This is a genomic window from Paeniglutamicibacter terrestris, assembly GCF_012271785.1.
Lineage (GTDB): Bacteria > Actinomycetota > Actinomycetes > Actinomycetales > Micrococcaceae > Paeniglutamicibacter > Paeniglutamicibacter terrestris.
Map to the genome: position 1 here is coordinate 41,504 of NZ_JAAWVT010000002.1, position 17,042 is coordinate 58,545.

The following is a 17,042-nucleotide window of genomic DNA, read 5'->3' on the forward strand; positions in this document are numbered from 1 at the left end:
CCTAGCGCCTGACCGCGGTTCGCTGGCGGGTGCGAGACTCGATCAGCCACGACTGAATGTCTAGGAGTCGTTGGCCATTTTCATCGGTGTGGTGTCGGGTCCAGTCGCCCTCGGAGTCAAGATGCCAGCTGGCCGTTCCTGGGTCCATGTACCGATCCAGCAGTGCCACCAGTTCGCTGATGTCCTCACGGCTGCTCAGCGATACCAGTGCCTCGACGCGTCGATCCAGGTTGCGGTGCATCATATCGGCGGAACCGATGAAGATCACCGGCTCCCCGGCATTGGCGAAGCAGAAGACGCGGGAGTGCTCCAGGAACCGGCCCAAGACGGAGCGAACCCGAATGTTTTCGCTCAGGCCCGGCACGCCGGGACGCAAGGAGCAGATGCCGCGGACAATGACATCGACCTGAACCCCGGCCTGTGAAGCACGGTACAGCGCATCGATGATGGCCTCATCGACCATGGAGTTAACCTTGATGACCACCCGGGCCGCAAGACCCGCCTTGCGGTTGGCGATCTCCGCCTCAATGCGGTCGATCAGCCCGCTGCGCAGCGAGCGCGGAGCGACCAACAAACGCTTGAAAGTTGAGCGCGGAGCAAAGCCGGAAAGCTGGTTGAACAAACGCGATAGGTCCTCGCCCACGGCGTCGTCGCTGGTGAGCAGCCCCAAATCCTCGTAGTAACGAGCGGTACGCGGGTGGTAGTTGCCGGTGCCAATGTGGCAATAGCGCCGCAGCTTATCTCCCTCGCGGCGAACCACCAGGGAGAGCTTGGAGTGGGTCTTGAGGCCAACGATGCCGTAGACCACGTGAACACCGGCCTGTTCCAACTTCCGGGCCCAGGTGATGTTGGCCTGCTCATCAAAGCGTGCCTTGATTTCTACCAGCGCCAGCACCTGCTTGCCGGACTCGGCGGCATCAATGAGCGCATCCACAATCGGGGAGTCGCCGGAGGTGCGGTACAGGGTCTGCTTGATGGCCATGACCTTGGGATCATTGGCCGCCTGCTCCAAGAATGCCTGAACCGAGGTGGAGAAGGAGTCATAGGGGTGGTGCAGCAGGATGTCGCGGCGGCGCATCGCGGCAAAAACGTTGGCGGCCTTGGAGGTCTCGGACTCGTTGAGGAAGCGCGAGGTGTGGGCCAGCTGCTTGGGGTAGTGCAAATCTGCTCGGTCAATGCCGGCAATGACACCCATTCCGCGCAAATCCAGCGGGGCGGGGAGGGCAAATACCTCGTCCTCTTCGATGCCCAGCTCGCGCACCAGCAGGGCGAGAATGTTGGGGCTAATATCCTCAACGACCTCAAGGCGCACCGGGGGACCGAAGCGCCGGCGCAGCAGTTCCTGCTCTAGGGCCTTGAGCAGGTTCTCCGCGTCGTCTTCCTCCACCTCGAGGTCCTCGTTGCGGGTGACTCGGAAGAAGTGGTGTTCAACGATGTCCATGCCCGGGAACAAGAGTTCCAGGTGCACGGCGATGACATCTTCGAGCGTGATGAAGCGGGCGATGCGTCCGGCGGAGTTTCCGGCGCGCGGTCCATCCACGGAGATCAACCGGGCCATCATGTCCGGGACCTTGAGCCGGGCAAAGAGCTCCTTGCCGCTCACCGGGTTGCGCACCACCACCGCCAGGTTCAGCGAAAGTCCGGAAATGTAGGGGAAGGGGTGGGCGGGGTCCACGGCCAGCGGGGTGAGGATCGGGAAGACTTGGTCGATGAACCAGCGACGCAGTTCCTCACGCGCCCGCTCGTCCAGGTCCTTCCAGCCCACCAACAGGATTTGTTCTTCCTCCAGGGCGGGGCGGACCTGGAGCGCAAAAACTTCGGCATGACGTACTTGCAGGGCGTGCGCGTCGGCCAGCAGCCGCTCCAACTGATCGATCGGGCTAATGCCGGTCGTTGATGGCACCGCGAGGCCCGTGGCAATACGACGCTTGAGGCCAGCGACGCGCACCATGAAGAACTCGTCAAGGTTGGAGGCGAAGATCGAGAGGAAATTGACCCGCTCCAGCAGGTGCAATTCCGGATCCTCGGCCAGCTCCAAGACGCGAGCGTTAAAGTGCAGCCAGCTCAGTTCCCGGTCCAGAAAACGATCGTCAGCGAAGTCGCCCTCGGGAAGCAGCGACGGTGCAAACTCGGGCAGCTCGATCCGGTCCTGGGTGGCCCGGGCCGCGGGCACATCGGTGATGCCCAATGCTGATGTGACTGGGTGCGGTTCCATGGCTGTTGCCCCTAGCGTGGATGGTGAGGTTCATAAGCCGCGCGCCAACGGCAGGCCGTCGGGGCGCGGCATCGCGTTGCCTACTACCTTACCGAAACCGGGGCGTACATGACGTCGACATCCCACTTGGTGAAGCCCAATTTTCGGTATAGCGAGACGGCCGCCACATTGTCGGCATCCACGTAGAGCATCAGGGCCGGCAGCCCCAAGGAATTCAGGTGCGTGATGCCCGCGAGGGTGAGGACCTTGCCCAGCCCGGTGCCCTGTGCCTCGGGGATCACACCCACCACGTAGATCTCGCCAATGCGCTGATGTTCCCCGGTCACGGGGGAGGAGAGCGCCGGGTGCACCTTGGTCCAGTGGAAGCCCACAATCTGTTCCTGCGCATTTACTGCCAGCAGGAAGCCGGCGGGGTCAAACCAGTCTTCGGCCATGCGCGCTTCCAAGTCATCAAGCGTCATGGAACCCTGTTCGGGGTGATGAGCGAAGGCCGCGGCATTGGCAGCGATCCAGCCCGGGCCATCACTGTCCGGATTAAAGGCGCGGATGCTGATGCCCTCGGGCACGATGGCGGCGGGTACCGGGGTGCCGGTGATCATGCGCATGCGCCAGAGCTCACGCACCGGGGCAAAGCCGTTGGTCTCGGCCAGCCGGGCGGCGGCCTCGTGATTGCCATGGGCCCACGCCCGCAGCTTGCCCAATTCGGTGTGCTGCCCCAGCGCCTCAAGCAGGGCACCGGCGATGCCCGAATCGCGGAAGGCCGGGTCCACGACCATTTCCAGGGTTCCGGGGTCCCCGAGCACGGCGATGGCAACACCCACCAGCTCACCCGAATTTGTTGCCGGCCCCTGAACGAGGTAGGCGTAGGCGCCGATCAATACGTCGGGATCCGCGGTGCTACGCAATTCCACGAGCGTCTGCTCGCTTAAGGGCGGGTTGCCGTCGGCTTCCTCCGCGGTGGTGGCCAATTCGCGCAGCGCGCGCAAGGCATCGGGTTCCGGAGAACCGTGGTTGATCTCAATTCTGACTTCGGGATTCGTCGCAGCGCTCATACTCCCAAAGATAGCCGCAGCGGCACCTAAGCGTCGACGACCTCGGGGTTTTCGTTGCGTTGTGAGGCGAAACGGTAGCCGACGTTACGCACGGTGCCGATCAGCTGCTCATGGTCGGTGCCCAGCTTGGCACGCAGACGACGCACGTGGACGTCCACGGTCCGGGTGCCTCCGTAGTAGTCGTAGCCCCAGACTTCGTGCAGCAATTGCTCACGGGTGAAGACCCGTCCGGGGTGCTGCGCGAGGTACTTCAGCAGCTCAAATTCCTTGTAGGTCAGGTTCAGCGGTTCGCCGTGCACCTTGGCGGTGTAGCTGGCCTCGTCGATCAGCACACCGGCTGCCCGGATCGGTGCGCTGGTATCTGCCTCGGTGTGCGAGGAACGAGCCAGTGCCAGGCGCAGGCGGGCTTCGACCTCCGCTGGTCCCGCGGTATCAAGGATCACGTCATCAACCTGCCAGGAGGCGCTAATCGCTGCCATCCCGCCCTCGGTGAGCACCAATAACAGGGGGCTGGAGACACCGGTGGTGCGCAGCAGCTGGCACAAGGTGCGTGATGCGGCTAAGTCTTTGCGTCCATCCACGAGCACCAGCTGGGCACCGTCGGCGGCCAGCATGGCGTTTCCCTGTGCGGGAAGGACACGCACCTCGTGGGAGAGCAGGCCCAAGGAGGGCAGAATATCGCCCTCGGGGCCCGGGGTGTTGGTCAACAGCGCGATGATGGCCATCGAGAACTTCACCCGTCTTCTTCTTGTTTGATTTGCCGATTCACGGCCGCATTCCCGGTGTGGGGAACGGTGCATTGAATCGATGCGTACGTAGAAAGTATAGATTGCCGTGGGTTTCGATCACATTTCCGGCACGTGACGCGGGCCGCACTCGCGGCCAGGCAACTGCGTTTCTGCCCGGTACAACGGGGCGTAGCGGGCGGGGCGAGAGTGGTGCAATGTACGTAATAAGGCAGGATGGAACCCGTGAGACTTAAAGTTTTGAGCACCGGAACCATAACGCTGGCCCTGTTGATAGGTGCCGGCTTCCTCTCCGGCGCCGGTGCGTGGCTGGTGCCATCGGTGACGCTGGTCCTCCTGGCAATTTTTGCCCTGGGCTGGCCGCGACTCTTGGCACTGCCCGCACCGCTGCCGGTGTCGTTGGTGATTTTTGTTGTCTCGGCGGCTGCCACGCTGTTGGGACTTTGGGGGCCGGGCGGTCCCAGCCTGCTCTGGGTAGCCCCCGGTCTTGGAGTGGGCATCATCCTGATGTTTCTCACCCAGTTGGTCCGCGGCACGGATGCGCAAAAGCGCCTGGACTCCGTGGCCGTTGGTAGCGCCGGAATGTTGATCGCTTCCTGCGGCGCCGGATGGGCAGTACTGGGTGCCCAGCCCGGTGGCCCGACGCTCGCGCTAATGGCCGGCATTGGAATCATGGGTGCAGCGATCCCTGCCGCTACTCGTTTGCCGGACCGGATCGTCTTCCCGCTGGGCTTCATCGTGGCCGTGCTCGCCGGTGGTGCCGCAAGCTTGCTCAGCGACGAGGTATCGCTGCCGGTGGCGATGGTAGTTGGAGCCCTGTGTGGACTCGTGGTGGTTGGTGCACGCGCCATGATCACCTCGCTGGGCGGGCCCAAGAGCTTCACCCAAATTCTGGCCGCGGCACTGGCCCCACTGCTGGTAGCGGGCTCGGTCACCTGGTACGTGCTGCTCCTGCTGCTCTAGATCCGCGGCCGGCGCTACAAGCCGGGGCACAGGAGTGGCCGGCGTCATGAAAGAGCTTTTGGGCCAGCAAATGCGGTTAGGATGGTGGCATGAACGAATACCTTGGACTCGAAATCTTCTTCCTCTCGCTGCTGACCCTCGCGGGCCTGGGCATGGCCGGCTTCGCCGGACTTGTTGTCGCACGGCTTTTCAAGGGCCAGAAGTAAATAACGACTCTAGGAAGCACACGTTATGCCAATTGAAATTCCCACGGATCTGACCCCCGAACTGGTACCGCTGTCATGGCTGATCGGTTCGTGGGAAGGCGCCGGCCGACTCGGCGAAGGCGAAGCGGATGACGAATTCTTCTGGCAACGCGTGAGCTTCACCCAGAACGGCTTGCCGTTTTTGGAATACCGGTCAGAAACGTGGATCACCGACGAGAACGGCGTGAAGTTGCGCCCACTCACCTGCGAATCCGGTTTCTGGTCCTTAGAACGCCCCATGGAGGATGCGGATCTTGGCCCGGGTATGACTCCCGGCGATATTGTTCCGGCTCTGCGCTCGGCACAGGACGTTGAAGACCTGCGCACCGCAGAAGGCGGCTTCAAAATTCAGGCCAACATCGCGCATCCCGGGGCGATCTCCGAACTTTACTATGGTGTCATCACCGGCCCGCAGATCCAGCTCGCCACCGACCTGGTCATGCGCGGCACCAACGCCAAGGCCTATGCCTCTGCGACCCGAATCTACGGTCTGGTCAACGGTGAGCTCTACTGGCGCTGGGATGTCTCCACCGGCGCCAACGACCTGAAGGCTCACGCCTCGGCCGCCCTCAAGAAACAGGACTGAGTCATGGCGCTTTCGCCACTATTGACACGACCCGGCGCAGTCGCCGGGGCAGGTATCGATGAGGGCGTTGCTGCCCACTACGGCGAGTTGGCCAAGGAGCAACGCACCCTGCTCAACGGCACCGCCGTGGCAGATATGTCCCACTTTGATGTGGTGAAGCTTGCCGGCGAGGACCGGATCTCCTGGCTGAATACTCTTTCCAGTCAGGCACTGATCGACTTGCGCCCGGGTCAAAGCACCCAAACTCTGCTGCTGAGCGTTCAGGGTCGCATAGATTTTGACATCCGCGTGCTCGCTGACCCCGAGACGTTGTGGCTCTTGGTGGAACCGGGCCAGGGAGCTCCGCTGACCGCATGGCTCCAACGCATGCGCTTTATGCTGCGTGTTGAGATTACCGATGTCTCGGCGGACTTCGCGCTGGTGGGCTCCTGCGCCCCGCAGCCGGCCCTTGAGGCCTACCCGGTGTGGATCGATCCGTGGCCCCAGGTCATCGGTGGCGGCTACGCCTACTCGGCACCGGAGCACCCCGGTGTTGAACGCCCGTGGTTTGAATACATCGTTCCCGTGACGCAATTGCAGGACGCGGTAGCGTCGCTGGACCTCGCCGGCATGCTGGCGGTGGAGGCCTTACGCATCGCCGCATGGCGTCCACGTTTTGGTTTTGAGACCGATGATAAAACCATTCCGCACGAGCTCGATTTGGTGCGCACCGCCGTTCACTTGGACAAGGGCTGCTACAAGGGCCAGGAAACCGTTGCTCGTGTGCACAACGTTGGTCGCCCGCCGCGGCGCCTGGTGTTCCTGCAGCTTGACGGTTCTATGCACACCCTTCCGGCCCTCGGCTCCACCATCTGCGTGGGAGAGAAGGTGCTCGGTACGCTCACCTCGGTGGCATCGCACTTCGAGGCGGGACCCATCGGGCTGGCCCTGATCAAGCGCAACATCGACCCGGACCTCGAGCTGGAGGTTGTTGATGGCGCCGAGCGCTACGCGGCCAAGCAAGAGGTTATCGTCAGCACCGATGCGGGGCAGACCGCTGGGCGCTTCACCGGATTCATCCGCCCACCGCGCTAAGGAAGCCGTGTTGGGCCAGCGAGCGCTAAGTCAGCGGCGCTAGGTCGGTCGCGCTAAGCACTAAAGTCAGCGCGTCTCTCTTAGAGACCGTCGTGCAGCTTCAGCGTCAGCAGTGAGCCGAGGCGTTCAAAGCCCAGCGAGGTGGCCAAGACGCCGGCACCATCCTGTCCTTCGCGGATACGTGCCTGTGGAATCAGTCCCTCGCTCAGCGCGTCATCCACGGCCAGCGCCGCGGCATAACGGCCCAGCCCGTGGCGACGTAAGCCGGGATGCGTGAGCACGGTGGTCTCCGCCAGCAGGCCGCCCGGAGCCCAATAACCGGCACCCGCGACCGGGTCCGACCCGGTGTCGGAAAAGAGTACAAAACATTGATCGCAGCCATCCAGCGTGGTGCTTGCTGCATCGTCATGCGGAGAATTCTCGCGCAGCTCGGCCAAATCATCCACGTCGGTTGAAACGGTGATGGCCTCGGAATCCACGATCTCAAAGGGTGAGTCCAGATACGTCAGGGCGTCAATCCCCAACGAGCGGACCGAAGGGGCCAAGCCGCTGGCACGCAGGAGCCCCAGCAGCGCCCGGTCATCGAGGAAACGTGCCTGCGGATCATCGCTCAGCAGCGACAAAATATCTGCCGGCGCACGCACCACCTGATGTTCACCCAGGCGCAATACCTCAACACGGTTGCTGCCCAGGGACGGGACAAAGAAGCTTGCGCCCTCCCTATCGGGCTGCAACGCGGTGTCGGGGACGGAAAATTCACGGGCCCACGCCAGCGCGATGATGGCGCGCGTGCCAAATTCTAGATTCACGTATTGAGCCTAGTGCAGGTCGGTGGTGCCGATGAACCGTGGCGGCACGCGGGGGTGGGGCACTGGCCTAGCCGAAGAGCACCTTGGCCTCGTCGTAACGTTCCTGCGGGACGGCCTTGAGGTTATTCAGCGCCGCTTGGAACGGTACCCGGTTGATTTTGGTGCCGCGCAGCGAGACCATCGTGCCCCAGGCTTGGTCGGCCACCGAATCTACCGCGGCCATGCCCAAACGAGTGGCCAAGACGCGGTCAAAGGCGCTGGGCACCCCGCCACGCTGAATGTGCCCGAGCACCGTCGCCCGGGTCTCAATGCCCGTGGCGTCCTCGATGAACGGGGCCAACTGCTCTCCGATGCCACCGAGGCGGGGACGGCCGAAAGCGTCCAGGCCGCGCTCGGAGAAAGCTCCCTCGGCTCCCTCGGGGACAAAGCCCTCGGCCACGACCACCAGCGGGGCACGCCCGCGGTCGTGGGCCTCGGAAACCCACGCGTAGATCTGTTCCATGGTGGTTGATTGCTCGGGAATGAGGATGGCGTGCGCGCCGGTCGCCATACCCGCATGCAGTGCCAGCCAGCCCACGTGCCGGCCCATGACCTCGGCGATCATGCAACGGTGGTGGGATTCCCCGGTGGTGCGCAGTCTGTCGATGGCCTCCACGGCAATCTGGTTGGCCGTATCAAAGCCGAAGGTGTAATCGGTGGCATCCAGATCGTTGTCGATGGTCTTGGGAACTCCGACGATCTTCAGCCCGGCATCGGTGAGCCGTTTGGCCCCGGCCAAGGTGCCCTCTCCACCGATGGCGATCATCGCGTCCACGCCCACACGCTTCAGCGTCGCGGCAATGTTTGCTGCTCCACCGTTCTCGCCCTCAAACGCGTTGGTGCGTGAGGTGCCCAGAATGGTGCCGCCCTGCTTGGAGATACCGCGGACGGCGGTGCGCGAGAGCTCCACGGTGTCCCCGTCCTTGACCCCGCGCCAGCCATCGCGGAAGCCAACAAACTCGTGGTCGTAGCTCTTGATACCGTTCAGGACTGCCCCACGGATGACGGCATTTAACCCAGGGCAGTCTCCGCCGCTGGTCATGATCCCAATGCGCATGCTCGCTCAATTCCTTTTCGCTGCTCGATCGGCCGAGCCCGCGAGAGCGAGTACGGCTGTGGTGGTGATATCGGAGCGCGACATTGGGCTCGCCAACATCCAGTTTAGCCACGGCAATGCTGTGATGACCAACACGTAGTCCATGGTGACGACGTTCTGCCATAAAAAAGGGCCGCGTCCCGCGGTGCACCGGTTGAAACGGTGCGCCGCGGGACGCGGGTGAAAAATCATCCGGATCCCCTGCAGTCGGTAGCTACCGGCTGCAGGGGGATCTATTACTTGTTCAGGCCGCGGATCATCTTCTGCAGCGGAATCGAATCATCTTGGGCCGGCAGCAACAGCCAGGCCACCACGTAGGCGCCGATGCCCAGGACCGGCAGCAGGAAGCTGAGCAGCAGGCCGATGCGCACGAGGGTGACATCCCAGCCGAACTTATCGGAGATGCCGCCGGCGACGCCACCAACTAAACGCTTGGGGCCGCGGCGGAAGGGGATCGATCGCAAGGAATTAAAAAAGGTGTCCATGGTGTCAAAGTCTTTCATGTTCTAGGGGCTGATGGGGCTGTCATTCCGCTGCTGATTCGCGGTGACTTCACCGAGAGCGGGTTATTGAGCGCGTGCGGTTCACTCGGAGCGGCGTGCCGCGGCGATGCCGGAAATGATCAGGATCACTCCGGCACCTCCGAGTAAGGAAATGAAGAGCAACGGTGCGCTGATCTGGAAGGCCAAGAGCAGCGAGGCCAGGAGCGCCAACCCGATGGCCAACAGGATCAGTCCGAAGACCAGGGTCCCGGTGGGGAAGTTTGCGGTGGGAATCGGTGAATCGTGGTGTTCTTCGGTGTGCTGGCTCATGGTGCCACCTCCGCTTTCGCTACGTTGATTGTGAGGCTGCTGAAGACGCCATCCAGCTGCAATTCCAGGGTGGGACCGACGGCGTCGGCATTGAGGATTCTTTGCCCCTCGCCCATCGAGGCGGACTGCCCATCGACGGTGAGCGAGGAGAAGACTCCGTCGGTATTGATGGCGACCGGGATATTGTCCGGGACGGTGAGGGTCATCGACGAAAAGACATTATCGATCTGCACCTCGGTGTCCTCGGTGATGTTCGAGTAGGAGCGCAGATCCATGGCACCGGAGCTAAAAACGTTCTCCCGTCCGCCGGAATCCGTAGAAACGATCCCGGGGATGATCATCGCGCCCTGCGTATCGCGCAGTGAGTTACCTCCCCAGATCAACGCGAAGACCAGTGCGACGATGCCAAAACCCACCAGTGCGCCGCCGGTGCGGTGCTTCAGCGCCGCACCGATGATCCCCAGCGCGATAATGATCAGCGCGATGGCAAAGCCCACCGCGGCGGCGTTCACGTTGATTTGCAGCATGTTCAGCTGCGCCAACCCCACGACCATGGCAAAGGCCAGTACGGCTAGTCCCAAGACGATGGTGGCGACATACCCGGGTACCGACTTATTGCGTGGCGCCCGAGGTTTGCTGATCGGTGGGATTGGTGGGGTGAACCCCGCGGCTGGGGCCGGGGAACCTGGGGTGGGAATCGGCATGGTGCCCTCCGTGAACTGGTGGGAAAGGGGAGTCGTGGGCGCATCGGCGGCCAACGCGTCGGGCGGTACCGCGGTGCTACCGGTGAAGACGGCCGGAGCTGCGGGCGAAGAATCGTTGCTGCTCATCGGCCGCGGCCCAATAAATCCGTCGGGGTAGGCAGTGGCAGCTTCACGCTCATACACCTCGGAGGTTCCTGGGGTGCGGGCAGGTACGCTGCCACGACGGGAGAAGATCAAGAAGCCGATGCCCAGGATCACCAGCAGGGTCCAGAAGCCGCCGTCCCACCAACCAAAGAGGGACGGGGAGCTCACCGCCCCGATGATGCTCAGGATCAGCGCGCCGCTCATTCCACTGCTCCACCGCCCGACAATGGCCTCCTGCACATGGATCCGGCCGTCCTCATCGGGAAGTACCGCCCAGGCCAGACCGTAGGCCAGCACGCCGATGCCGCCAACAAAACATAGCGCCACGCCAATGCCGCGCACCAAGATGGGGGCGAGCCCAAAACGTCGTGCCACTCCGCCGGCAACGCCGCCGACCCAGCTCTCGGAACTGCGTTGCAGACCCAGCTCTCGTACCCAGCGGAAAAACCCGTGTTCCTTAGTTGCTTCGTTCATGCTTCTATCCTCGTCGCTGGGCAGGCACCCCCGCTATGGGGGTCAGCCCTGATTGAACCCTGAACCGAACCCCGGGATCGCTTGGTACCGGCACCAAAGCCCGTGTAGGCGTGCTTGGATGGATACATGAACCAAACAGCACCGCGCCCCGAGCTGACGCGCGGAGATGACCGCATCATTGCCGGTGTCGCCGCCGGGTTGGCGCGCCACCTGGGGCTGAGCGTACGGCTGGTGCGCATTGGATTTATGCTGGCCACCGCGTTGCTCGGAGCAGGGGTGGTGCTTTATGCCTGGCTGTGGATCTTTGTTCCCAGCGCGCGCGACGCACGGCGTGATGCCGAGCGCAGTACCGGAACCCGACGCTTCTCACTGGCCGAACAACTGGCCAATCCCGAGCCCTCCGCCGATGTTAGAGGCAGCTCACGGCAGGGACTGTGGCGCCAGATCGTGGTGGGGATCGGGCTGTTGCTCATCGCCGCTCTGGGCGCTGCCCAACTTGTGGGTGCCTTCGAGATCCGCTGGAACGTGATTTGGCCGCTCGCCGCGGTGATTGGCGGCGCGGTGATCGCCTGGATACAGCTCGATGAGGGCGGCCGCGCGGGGCTGCGCAAGAGCAGCGGAACCATCGGGGCTGCCGGTATCACCCGGCTGTTGTCGGGCGTTTTGCTGGTGGTACTCGGCTTGCTGTTGCTGCTCAGTGGCACCGTGGGCATTAGCGCGCTGCTCTCCGGGCTGGTGGTCGCGCTGGCCGTGATTGCCGGGCTGGTACTGGTGTTATTGCCCTGGGCGCTGCGCTTCTGGCGCGATTTTGTCTCCGAACGCAGCAACCGTGAGCGCGCGGCGGAACGAGCAGACATCGCCGCTCACCTCCACGATTCGGTCCTCCAGACCCTGGCACTGATCCAGAAGCGCTCGACCGATCCGGCCATGGTGCTGACACTGGCCCGCGCCCAGGAACGAGAGCTGCGCACCTGGCTTTATGCCGAGCCCGAACCCAGCCAGGACGGGATCAGTGCCGCAATACGTGCCGCGGCGGAGGAAATTGAGGAACTGTATCTGGTGTCCATCAATGTGGTGGCCGTCGGTGAACGGATCGGGGTGCCCGGGCACGATGCCCTCTTACAGGCGACCCGTGAGGCCATGACCAATGCGGCAAAACATGCCGGGGGCACCATCTCGGTGTATATCGAGGCGGACGCGACCGGCATCGAGGTCTTTGTCCGTGACCGCGGTGCCGGCTTTGACCCGGGCGCCGTCTCGGCGGATCGGCACGGGGTGCGCGAATCGATCATCGGGCGCATCAACCGCAACGGTGGCACGGCTACGATCAAGAGTGATCAGGATGGCACCGAGGTGCAGCTGTTCATGGAGGCAAAAATTGGAGACGAGCATGACGAGCAGTGAAAATGCCCCCGCCGGTACCCCGGTGCGCGTGGTGGTGGTTGATGACCACGGGATCTTCCGGTCCGGGCTCAAGGCAGACCTGGACGAGCGCCTGAGCGTGGTCGGTGAGGCCGCCAGCGTGGAGAGCGCCATCGCCGTGGTGCACAGCCAGCTTCCCGACGTGGTGCTGCTGGATGTACACCTGCCCGGTGGACGCGGAGGCGGCGGGGCAGAGGTGCTGGCCGGCTGTGCCGACGTTTTTTCGAGTGTGAAGTTCCTGGCCCTGAGTGTGTCGGATGCCGCGGAGGACGTGGTCACGGTGATCCGCGCCGGTGCCAGGGGGTATGTGACCAAGTCAATTTCCGGTCAGGAGATTTCCGATGCCGTGCTGCGGGTTGCCGGCGGAGATGCCGTGTTCTCCCCACGGTTGGCCGGTTTTGTGCTTGATGCCTTTGGGACTCAAGCCGCGATCAGCGCCGATGAGGAACTGGATTTGCTCAGTGCCAGGGAGCTGGAGGTCATGCGCCTGATTGCGCGCGGCTACAGCTATAAGGAGGTCGCGAAGGACCTGTTCATTTCGGTGAAAACCGTGGAAACCCATGTGTCATCGGTGCTGCGCAAGCTCCAGCTCTCGAATCGTCACGAACTCACCCGTTGGGCAGTGGACCGCCGGATCCTCTGAGCCCCAGCCCCCGGGTAACAAAAAGGTCGGTGTGGCTGCCTCCATCAATGGAGGCAGCCATACCGACCTTGGGTGCCGAAACTACTTGGCTTCGCCCAGCAGTGCTGCCAGTCGGCCCACACCCTCGGCTAGATCTTCGTCACCGAGTGCGTAGGACATGCGGATGTAGCCGGAGGGGCCGAAGGCCTCACCCGGGACCACCGCAACCTCGGCCTGTTCCAGGATCAGCGCGGCAAGCTCGGCACTGGTGGCCGGAACGATGCCACGGATTTCGCGACCGAGCAGGCCGCGGACATCCGAGTAGGCGTAAAAAGCACCCTCGGGCACCGGGCAATTCACTCCGTCGATGGCGTTCAGGGCCGAAACCATGGCCTTGCGACGACGGTCAAAGGCGGTGCGCATCTGCGCCACGGCGTCCAACGGACCAGAGACGGCGGCCAGAGCTGCGATCTGCGAGACGTTCGAGACGTTCGAGGTGGCATGTGACTGCAGGTTGGTGGCGGCCTTGATGACATCAAGTGGCCCGGCCATCCATCCCACGCGCCAGCCGGTCATGGCGTAGGTCTTCGCCACACCGTTCAGGATGATGACCTTGTCGCCCAGCTCCGGTGCTGCCGTGGCGATCGACGTGAAGACCGCGTCGTCATAGGTCAGGTGCTCGTAAATCTCATCGGTAATAACCCAGAGGTCCTTCGATGCTGCCCAGCGGCCAATCTCTGCAACCTGCTCGGGCGAGTACACCGCACCGGTCGGGTTTGACGGCGAAACAAAGAGCAACACCTTGGACTTCGGGGTTACCGCGGCCTCAAGCTGCTCGATGGTGACCTTGTAACCCTGCTCCGGCCCGGCAAATACCTCAACGGGCACGCCGCCGGCCAAACGGATGGCCTCCGGGTAGGTGGTCCAGTACGGGGCCGGCAGAATGACTTCGTCTCCCGGATCCAGCAGCGTGGCAAACGCGTTGTATACGGCCTGCTTGCCACCATTGGTCACCATCACCTGGGACGCATCAAGCTGGTAACCAGAGTCACGCATGGTTTTTTCGGCAATGGCGGCACGTAGCTCCGGCAGTCCGGCCGCGGGGGAGTAGCGGTGGTACTTGGGGTTACGGGCCGCGGCAACTGCTGCCTCAACGATGTAATCGGGGGTGGGGAAATCCGGCTCACCGGCACCAAAGCCGATGACGGGACGCCCCGCCGCCTTCAGTGCCTTGGCCTTGGCGTCTACGGCCAGAGTTGCGGATTCTGCAATGGACCCGATACGTCGGGAAATGCGTGCCATGTCGTCGCTTCCTGAAGGGATGAGGAAAGGTGGTGGAAATACGTATGGACTCAGCTTAGTCGGCAGCGAGGTGGCAGCGCGATTAATGGTTGTAACAGCCGGGAGTATGAAGGGGCCCGGCGCGGAGTCAGCGACGGAGGCTACTGGCCGATTTCCTTGCCATAGCGCGAGCGATGTAGCTCGTTGGCCGCCGTGAGCGCTGAATCGCGTTCGGGTTGCTGGTTTTTCACCTGGTGCCACTGGAAATAGGCTGCGGACATCAGGAATACCACCGGGGTGATGACAAAGGGAAGGAACAGCACTCCGTCATAGGCGATCATGCCGAATTGGGCCCCGGCGGTGAGCACCAGCAGGCTGGTTCCCACCCACATCAGCAGGTTGGTACTCAGGCGCATGGCCCAGATGATCAGTCCGATGCCCAGGTACCAGGACAGAGGAAGGGCAGATCGGAAGGAGATCACCGACACGCTCGCCGCCAGTAACAATTGCAGGACCATGATCCCGCGCAGTTCCTTGCGTCCGCGCAGAGCCACCCACAGACCGGCGGCGATCAGCAGCGGGACGGCGGCCAATAGCAGATGCGGCAATAGTGCCTCTGCGCTGGAATAGCGGGCGGTGATCCTCAAGATCGCATCAAGCACCGAACCGCCCGCAAAGACAAAAATAACCAGGGCAATGGACTGGCCAGGGCCGAGGGCCTGTGGTTTGGTGGGGAGCATGTACTCAACCTAACAGTGAGTACGAGGCAGTAAAAAAGACCGAGATTTCGTGCTTGAACACCTCGGTTCGACAATCAGCACATTCTTTGAGTAGACTTGTTCCTCGGTGTTGGAAAACATCTGGATCACCAAGTCCGATAAGGATTTTAGTGGTTCACGAGCATCTCGCTCGAAGGGTAGTGGCGCAATTGGTAGCGCAGCGGTCTCCAAAACCGCAGGTTGCAGGTTCGAGTCCTGTCTGCCCTGCGCAGTAGCAATCATCTACGGTTGCTCGGCGAATATTCACGTCACGGTGTGTTGTGGTCAATACGGCTGCAGCACACCGTGGCTGTTTCAAGTGGGATAATCTGAAACGAGGAACCGTGACCGAAACGACTGCGAGCGATTCGCATGGCGCTGGACACAATAAGAAGCCGTCCAAGGCCGGTTTCTTTGCGGGTCTTGCTCTCTTCTTCCGACAGATGATTTCTGAACTGAAGAAGGTCGTCACCCCGACCCGCAGCGAGCTAGTCAACTACACGTTGGTTGTCATCGGCTTCGTGGTGTTGATGATGGTGATCATTTCCGCTCTGGACTTCGTGTTCGGCAACGGATCGATTTTGATCTTCACCAATTCGCCCGAACAGTAACGCGCGAGCATTCGCCCCAAACTTCTGGTGAACCAGTAACAGAAAGCAGGAACCGCAGTGTCCGAGCAGGAACTCGAACCGCAGGCCACCGAGAATCTCGAAGGCCAGGCCGTAGAGGTTGATACCGAAGAGGTGTCGATCGATTCCGTCGTTTCCGAGGACGCCGAGCAGGCTCCCGAGGTTGAAGCAGCCGAGGAAACCCCGGCCGTGGATCCCATCGAAGAATTCCGTACGCAGCTTCGCCGTCAGCCCGGCGACTGGTACGTCATCCACTCTTACGCAGGTTACGAAAACCGCGTCAAGGTCAACCTTGAAACCCGCATCCAGACCCTGGGCATGGACGAATTCATTTATGAAATTCAGGTCCCCATGGAAGAAGTTGTGGAAATCAAGAACACCACACGCAAGATCGTGCGCCGTGTTCGTATCCCCGGCTACGTTCTGGTCCGTATGGAACTGACCGACGCCTCGTGGGGTGCCGTTCGACACACTCCGGGTGTTACCGGCTTCGTGGGCAACGCTCACAACCCGGATCCGCTGCGCCTCGAGGAAGTCTTCTCGATGCTGGCTCACACCATCGTGACCGAAGAAGAAGGCGAGCACTCGAAGGCGGGCCGCGCCCCGATCACCGAGGTCAACGTCGACTTTGAGGTTGGCGAATCCGTCATCGTCAACGACGGTCCGTTTGAAACGCTGCCGGCAACGATCAGCGAGATCAAGCTCGAATCCTCCACGATGGTCGTTCTGGTGTCGATCTTCGAACGTGAGACCCCCGTGACCCTGTCGTTCAGCCAGGTCACCAAGATCGCGTAACATTTAAACTTCGTGCCTATCCCCGGATGCTTTACCGGGGTATGACACGGTTCTGATCGCCGCGCCACGGCGATCAACCCCCCGAGGCACGCTCCTGTGCAACGGGGCCACGCAATAGAAGAAGGACCCGACATGGCCCCCAAGAAAAAGGTCACCGGACTCATCAAGCTGCAGATCCAGGCAGGCGCCGCCAACCCGGCACCGCCGATTGGTCCGGCGCTTGGTCAGCACGGCGTCAACATCATGGAATTCTGCAAGGCGTACAACGCCGCCACCGAGTCGCAGCGCGGCAACGTGGTTCCGGTTGAAATTACTGTCTACGAAGACCGTTCCTTCACCTTCGTCACCAAGACTCCTCCGGCAGCCGAGCTCATCAAAAAGGCTGCAGGCGTCACCAAGGGTTCAGCTACCCCGCACACCGTCAAGGTTGCCAAGCTGACTCAGGCTCAGGCCGAAGAGATCGCCGCTGTGAAGATGGAAGATCTTAACGCCAACGACATCAAGGCTGCAGCCTTGATCATCGCCGGCACCGCCCGCTCGATGGGCATCACCGTAGAAGGCTAATTCCGCCTTTTA

General features: G+C 62.3%; 18 protein-coding genes and 1 tRNA gene. 9 read left to right on the forward strand and 10 right to left on the reverse strand.

All coding sequences use genetic code 11. The annotated features are described in order from the left end of the window. Position 1: 1 nt before the first annotated feature. The 3 genes from HED64_RS05905 to HED64_RS05915 all read right to left on the reverse strand — a co-directional run bounded on the left by HED64_RS05905 (position 2) and on the right by HED64_RS05915 (position 3,992). Entirely contained in the window at positions 2–2,215 is a 2,214-nt protein-coding gene (locus HED64_RS05905) for an RNA degradosome polyphosphate kinase (protein WP_168151194.1), read from the reverse strand. 83 nt (positions 2,216–2,298) lie between these two features. After that, positions 2,299–3,267 (reverse strand): mycothiol synthase, encoded by a 969-nt coding sequence (gene mshD, locus HED64_RS05910; RefSeq protein ID WP_168151195.1) that lies wholly within the window; start codon positions 3,265–3,267, stop codon positions 2,299–2,301. A gap of 26 nt (positions 3,268–3,293) precedes the next feature. Further along, positions 3,294–3,992 carry a winged helix-turn-helix transcriptional regulator gene (locus HED64_RS05915; protein WP_132361059.1) on the reverse strand — a complete coding sequence of 233 codons (699 nt, stop codon included), beginning with the start codon at positions 3,990–3,992 and terminating at the stop codon, positions 3,294–3,296. Positions 3,993–4,238: 246 nt separating this feature from the next. On the opposite strand from HED64_RS05915, the gene HED64_RS05920 reads away from it, so the two are divergent. From HED64_RS05920 to ygfZ, 3 genes are all read left to right on the forward strand, one after another. Further along, positions 4,239–4,976 (forward strand): hypothetical protein, encoded by a 738-nt coding sequence (locus tag HED64_RS05920; RefSeq protein WP_168151196.1) that lies wholly within the window; start codon positions 4,239–4,241, stop codon positions 4,974–4,976. Between the two features lie 231 nt (positions 4,977–5,207). After that, positions 5,208–5,807: a heme-binding beta-barrel domain-containing protein gene (locus tag HED64_RS05925; protein ID WP_168151197.1), complete on the forward strand. Its 600-nt coding sequence runs from the start codon at positions 5,208–5,210 to the stop codon at positions 5,805–5,807. Positions 5,808–5,810: 3 nt separating this feature from the next. Beyond that, entirely contained in the window at positions 5,811–6,881 is a 1,071-nt protein-coding gene (gene ygfZ / locus HED64_RS05930; RefSeq protein ID WP_210149332.1) for a CAF17-like 4Fe-4S cluster assembly/insertion protein YgfZ, read from the forward strand. A gap of 80 nt (positions 6,882–6,961) precedes the next feature. Here ygfZ and HED64_RS05935 read toward each other — a convergent pair whose 3' ends face one another. The 5 genes from HED64_RS05935 to HED64_RS05955 all read right to left on the reverse strand — a co-directional run bounded on the left by HED64_RS05935 (position 6,962) and on the right by HED64_RS05955 (position 10,959). After that, a complete protein-coding gene (locus HED64_RS05935; protein WP_168151198.1) occupies positions 6,962–7,690 on the reverse strand; it encodes a GNAT family N-acetyltransferase in 729 nt (242 codons plus the stop codon). Between the two features lie 67 nt (positions 7,691–7,757). Next, positions 7,758–8,786, reverse strand: coding sequence for a 6-phosphofructokinase (locus HED64_RS05940; RefSeq protein ID WP_168151199.1), 1,029 nt, complete (start codon positions 8,784–8,786; stop codon positions 7,758–7,760). A 275-nt stretch (positions 8,787–9,061) separates the two neighbouring features. Beyond that, a complete protein-coding gene (locus tag HED64_RS05945) occupies positions 9,062–9,310 on the reverse strand; it encodes a PspC domain-containing protein (protein WP_132358724.1) in 249 nt (82 codons plus the stop codon). A 99-nt stretch (positions 9,311–9,409) separates the two neighbouring features. Further along, positions 9,410–9,637: a hypothetical protein gene (locus HED64_RS05950; RefSeq protein ID WP_168151200.1), complete on the reverse strand. Its 228-nt coding sequence runs from the start codon at positions 9,635–9,637 to the stop codon at positions 9,410–9,412. Further along, complete coding sequence (locus HED64_RS05955) at positions 9,634–10,959, reverse strand: PspC domain-containing protein (protein ID WP_168151201.1); 1,326 nt, start codon at positions 10,957–10,959, stop codon at positions 9,634–9,636. The genes HED64_RS05950 and HED64_RS05955 overlap by 4 nt, the downstream gene beginning before the upstream one ends. A gap of 126 nt (positions 10,960–11,085) precedes the next feature. Here HED64_RS05955 and HED64_RS05960 point away from each other — a divergent pair, with 126 nt between their 5' ends. Together HED64_RS05960 and HED64_RS05965 are read left to right on the forward strand one after the other, a co-directional pair. Continuing rightward, on the forward strand, positions 11,086–12,363 hold the full coding sequence (locus tag HED64_RS05960; protein ID WP_168151202.1) for an ATP-binding protein: 1,278 nt from the start codon (positions 11,086–11,088) through the stop codon (positions 12,361–12,363). Next, positions 12,350–13,024 carry a LuxR C-terminal-related transcriptional regulator gene (locus HED64_RS05965; RefSeq protein WP_168151203.1) on the forward strand — a complete coding sequence of 225 codons (675 nt, stop codon included), beginning with the start codon at positions 12,350–12,352 and terminating at the stop codon, positions 13,022–13,024. The genes HED64_RS05960 and HED64_RS05965 overlap by 14 nt, the downstream gene beginning before the upstream one ends. An 81-nt stretch (positions 13,025–13,105) precedes the next feature. Here the strand turns inward: HED64_RS05965 and HED64_RS05970 are convergent, their stop codons facing one another. Together HED64_RS05970 and HED64_RS05975 are read right to left on the reverse strand one after the other, a co-directional pair. Then, complete coding sequence (locus tag HED64_RS05970) at positions 13,106–14,305, reverse strand: pyridoxal phosphate-dependent aminotransferase (RefSeq protein ID WP_168151204.1); 1,200 nt, start codon at positions 14,303–14,305, stop codon at positions 13,106–13,108. Between the two features lie 140 nt (positions 14,306–14,445). Continuing rightward, positions 14,446–15,024: a hypothetical protein gene (locus HED64_RS05975; protein ID WP_168151205.1), complete on the reverse strand. Its 579-nt coding sequence runs from the start codon at positions 15,022–15,024 to the stop codon at positions 14,446–14,448. A 173-nt stretch (positions 15,025–15,197) separates the two neighbouring features. Between HED64_RS05975 and HED64_RS05980 the strand changes: the two genes are divergently transcribed. The 4 genes from HED64_RS05980 (at position 15,198) to rplK (ending at position 17,030) form a co-directional block, all read left to right on the forward strand. Beyond that, positions 15,198–15,270, forward strand: a tRNA-Trp gene (locus HED64_RS05980). 116 nt (positions 15,271–15,386) lie between these two features. After that, a complete protein-coding gene (secE, locus tag HED64_RS05985) occupies positions 15,387–15,653 on the forward strand; it encodes a preprotein translocase subunit SecE (RefSeq protein ID WP_132358714.1) in 267 nt (88 codons plus the stop codon). 57 nt (positions 15,654–15,710) lie between these two features. After that, positions 15,711–16,466: a transcription termination/antitermination protein NusG gene (nusG, locus tag HED64_RS05990; protein WP_168151206.1), complete on the forward strand. Its 756-nt coding sequence runs from the start codon at positions 15,711–15,713 to the stop codon at positions 16,464–16,466. A 132-nt stretch (positions 16,467–16,598) separates the two neighbouring features. Continuing rightward, positions 16,599–17,030, forward strand: a complete 432-nt coding sequence (gene rplK / locus HED64_RS05995) for a 50S ribosomal protein L11 (protein ID WP_132358710.1) — start codon at positions 16,599–16,601, stop codon at positions 17,028–17,030. Positions 17,031–17,042: the final 12 nt, after the last annotated feature.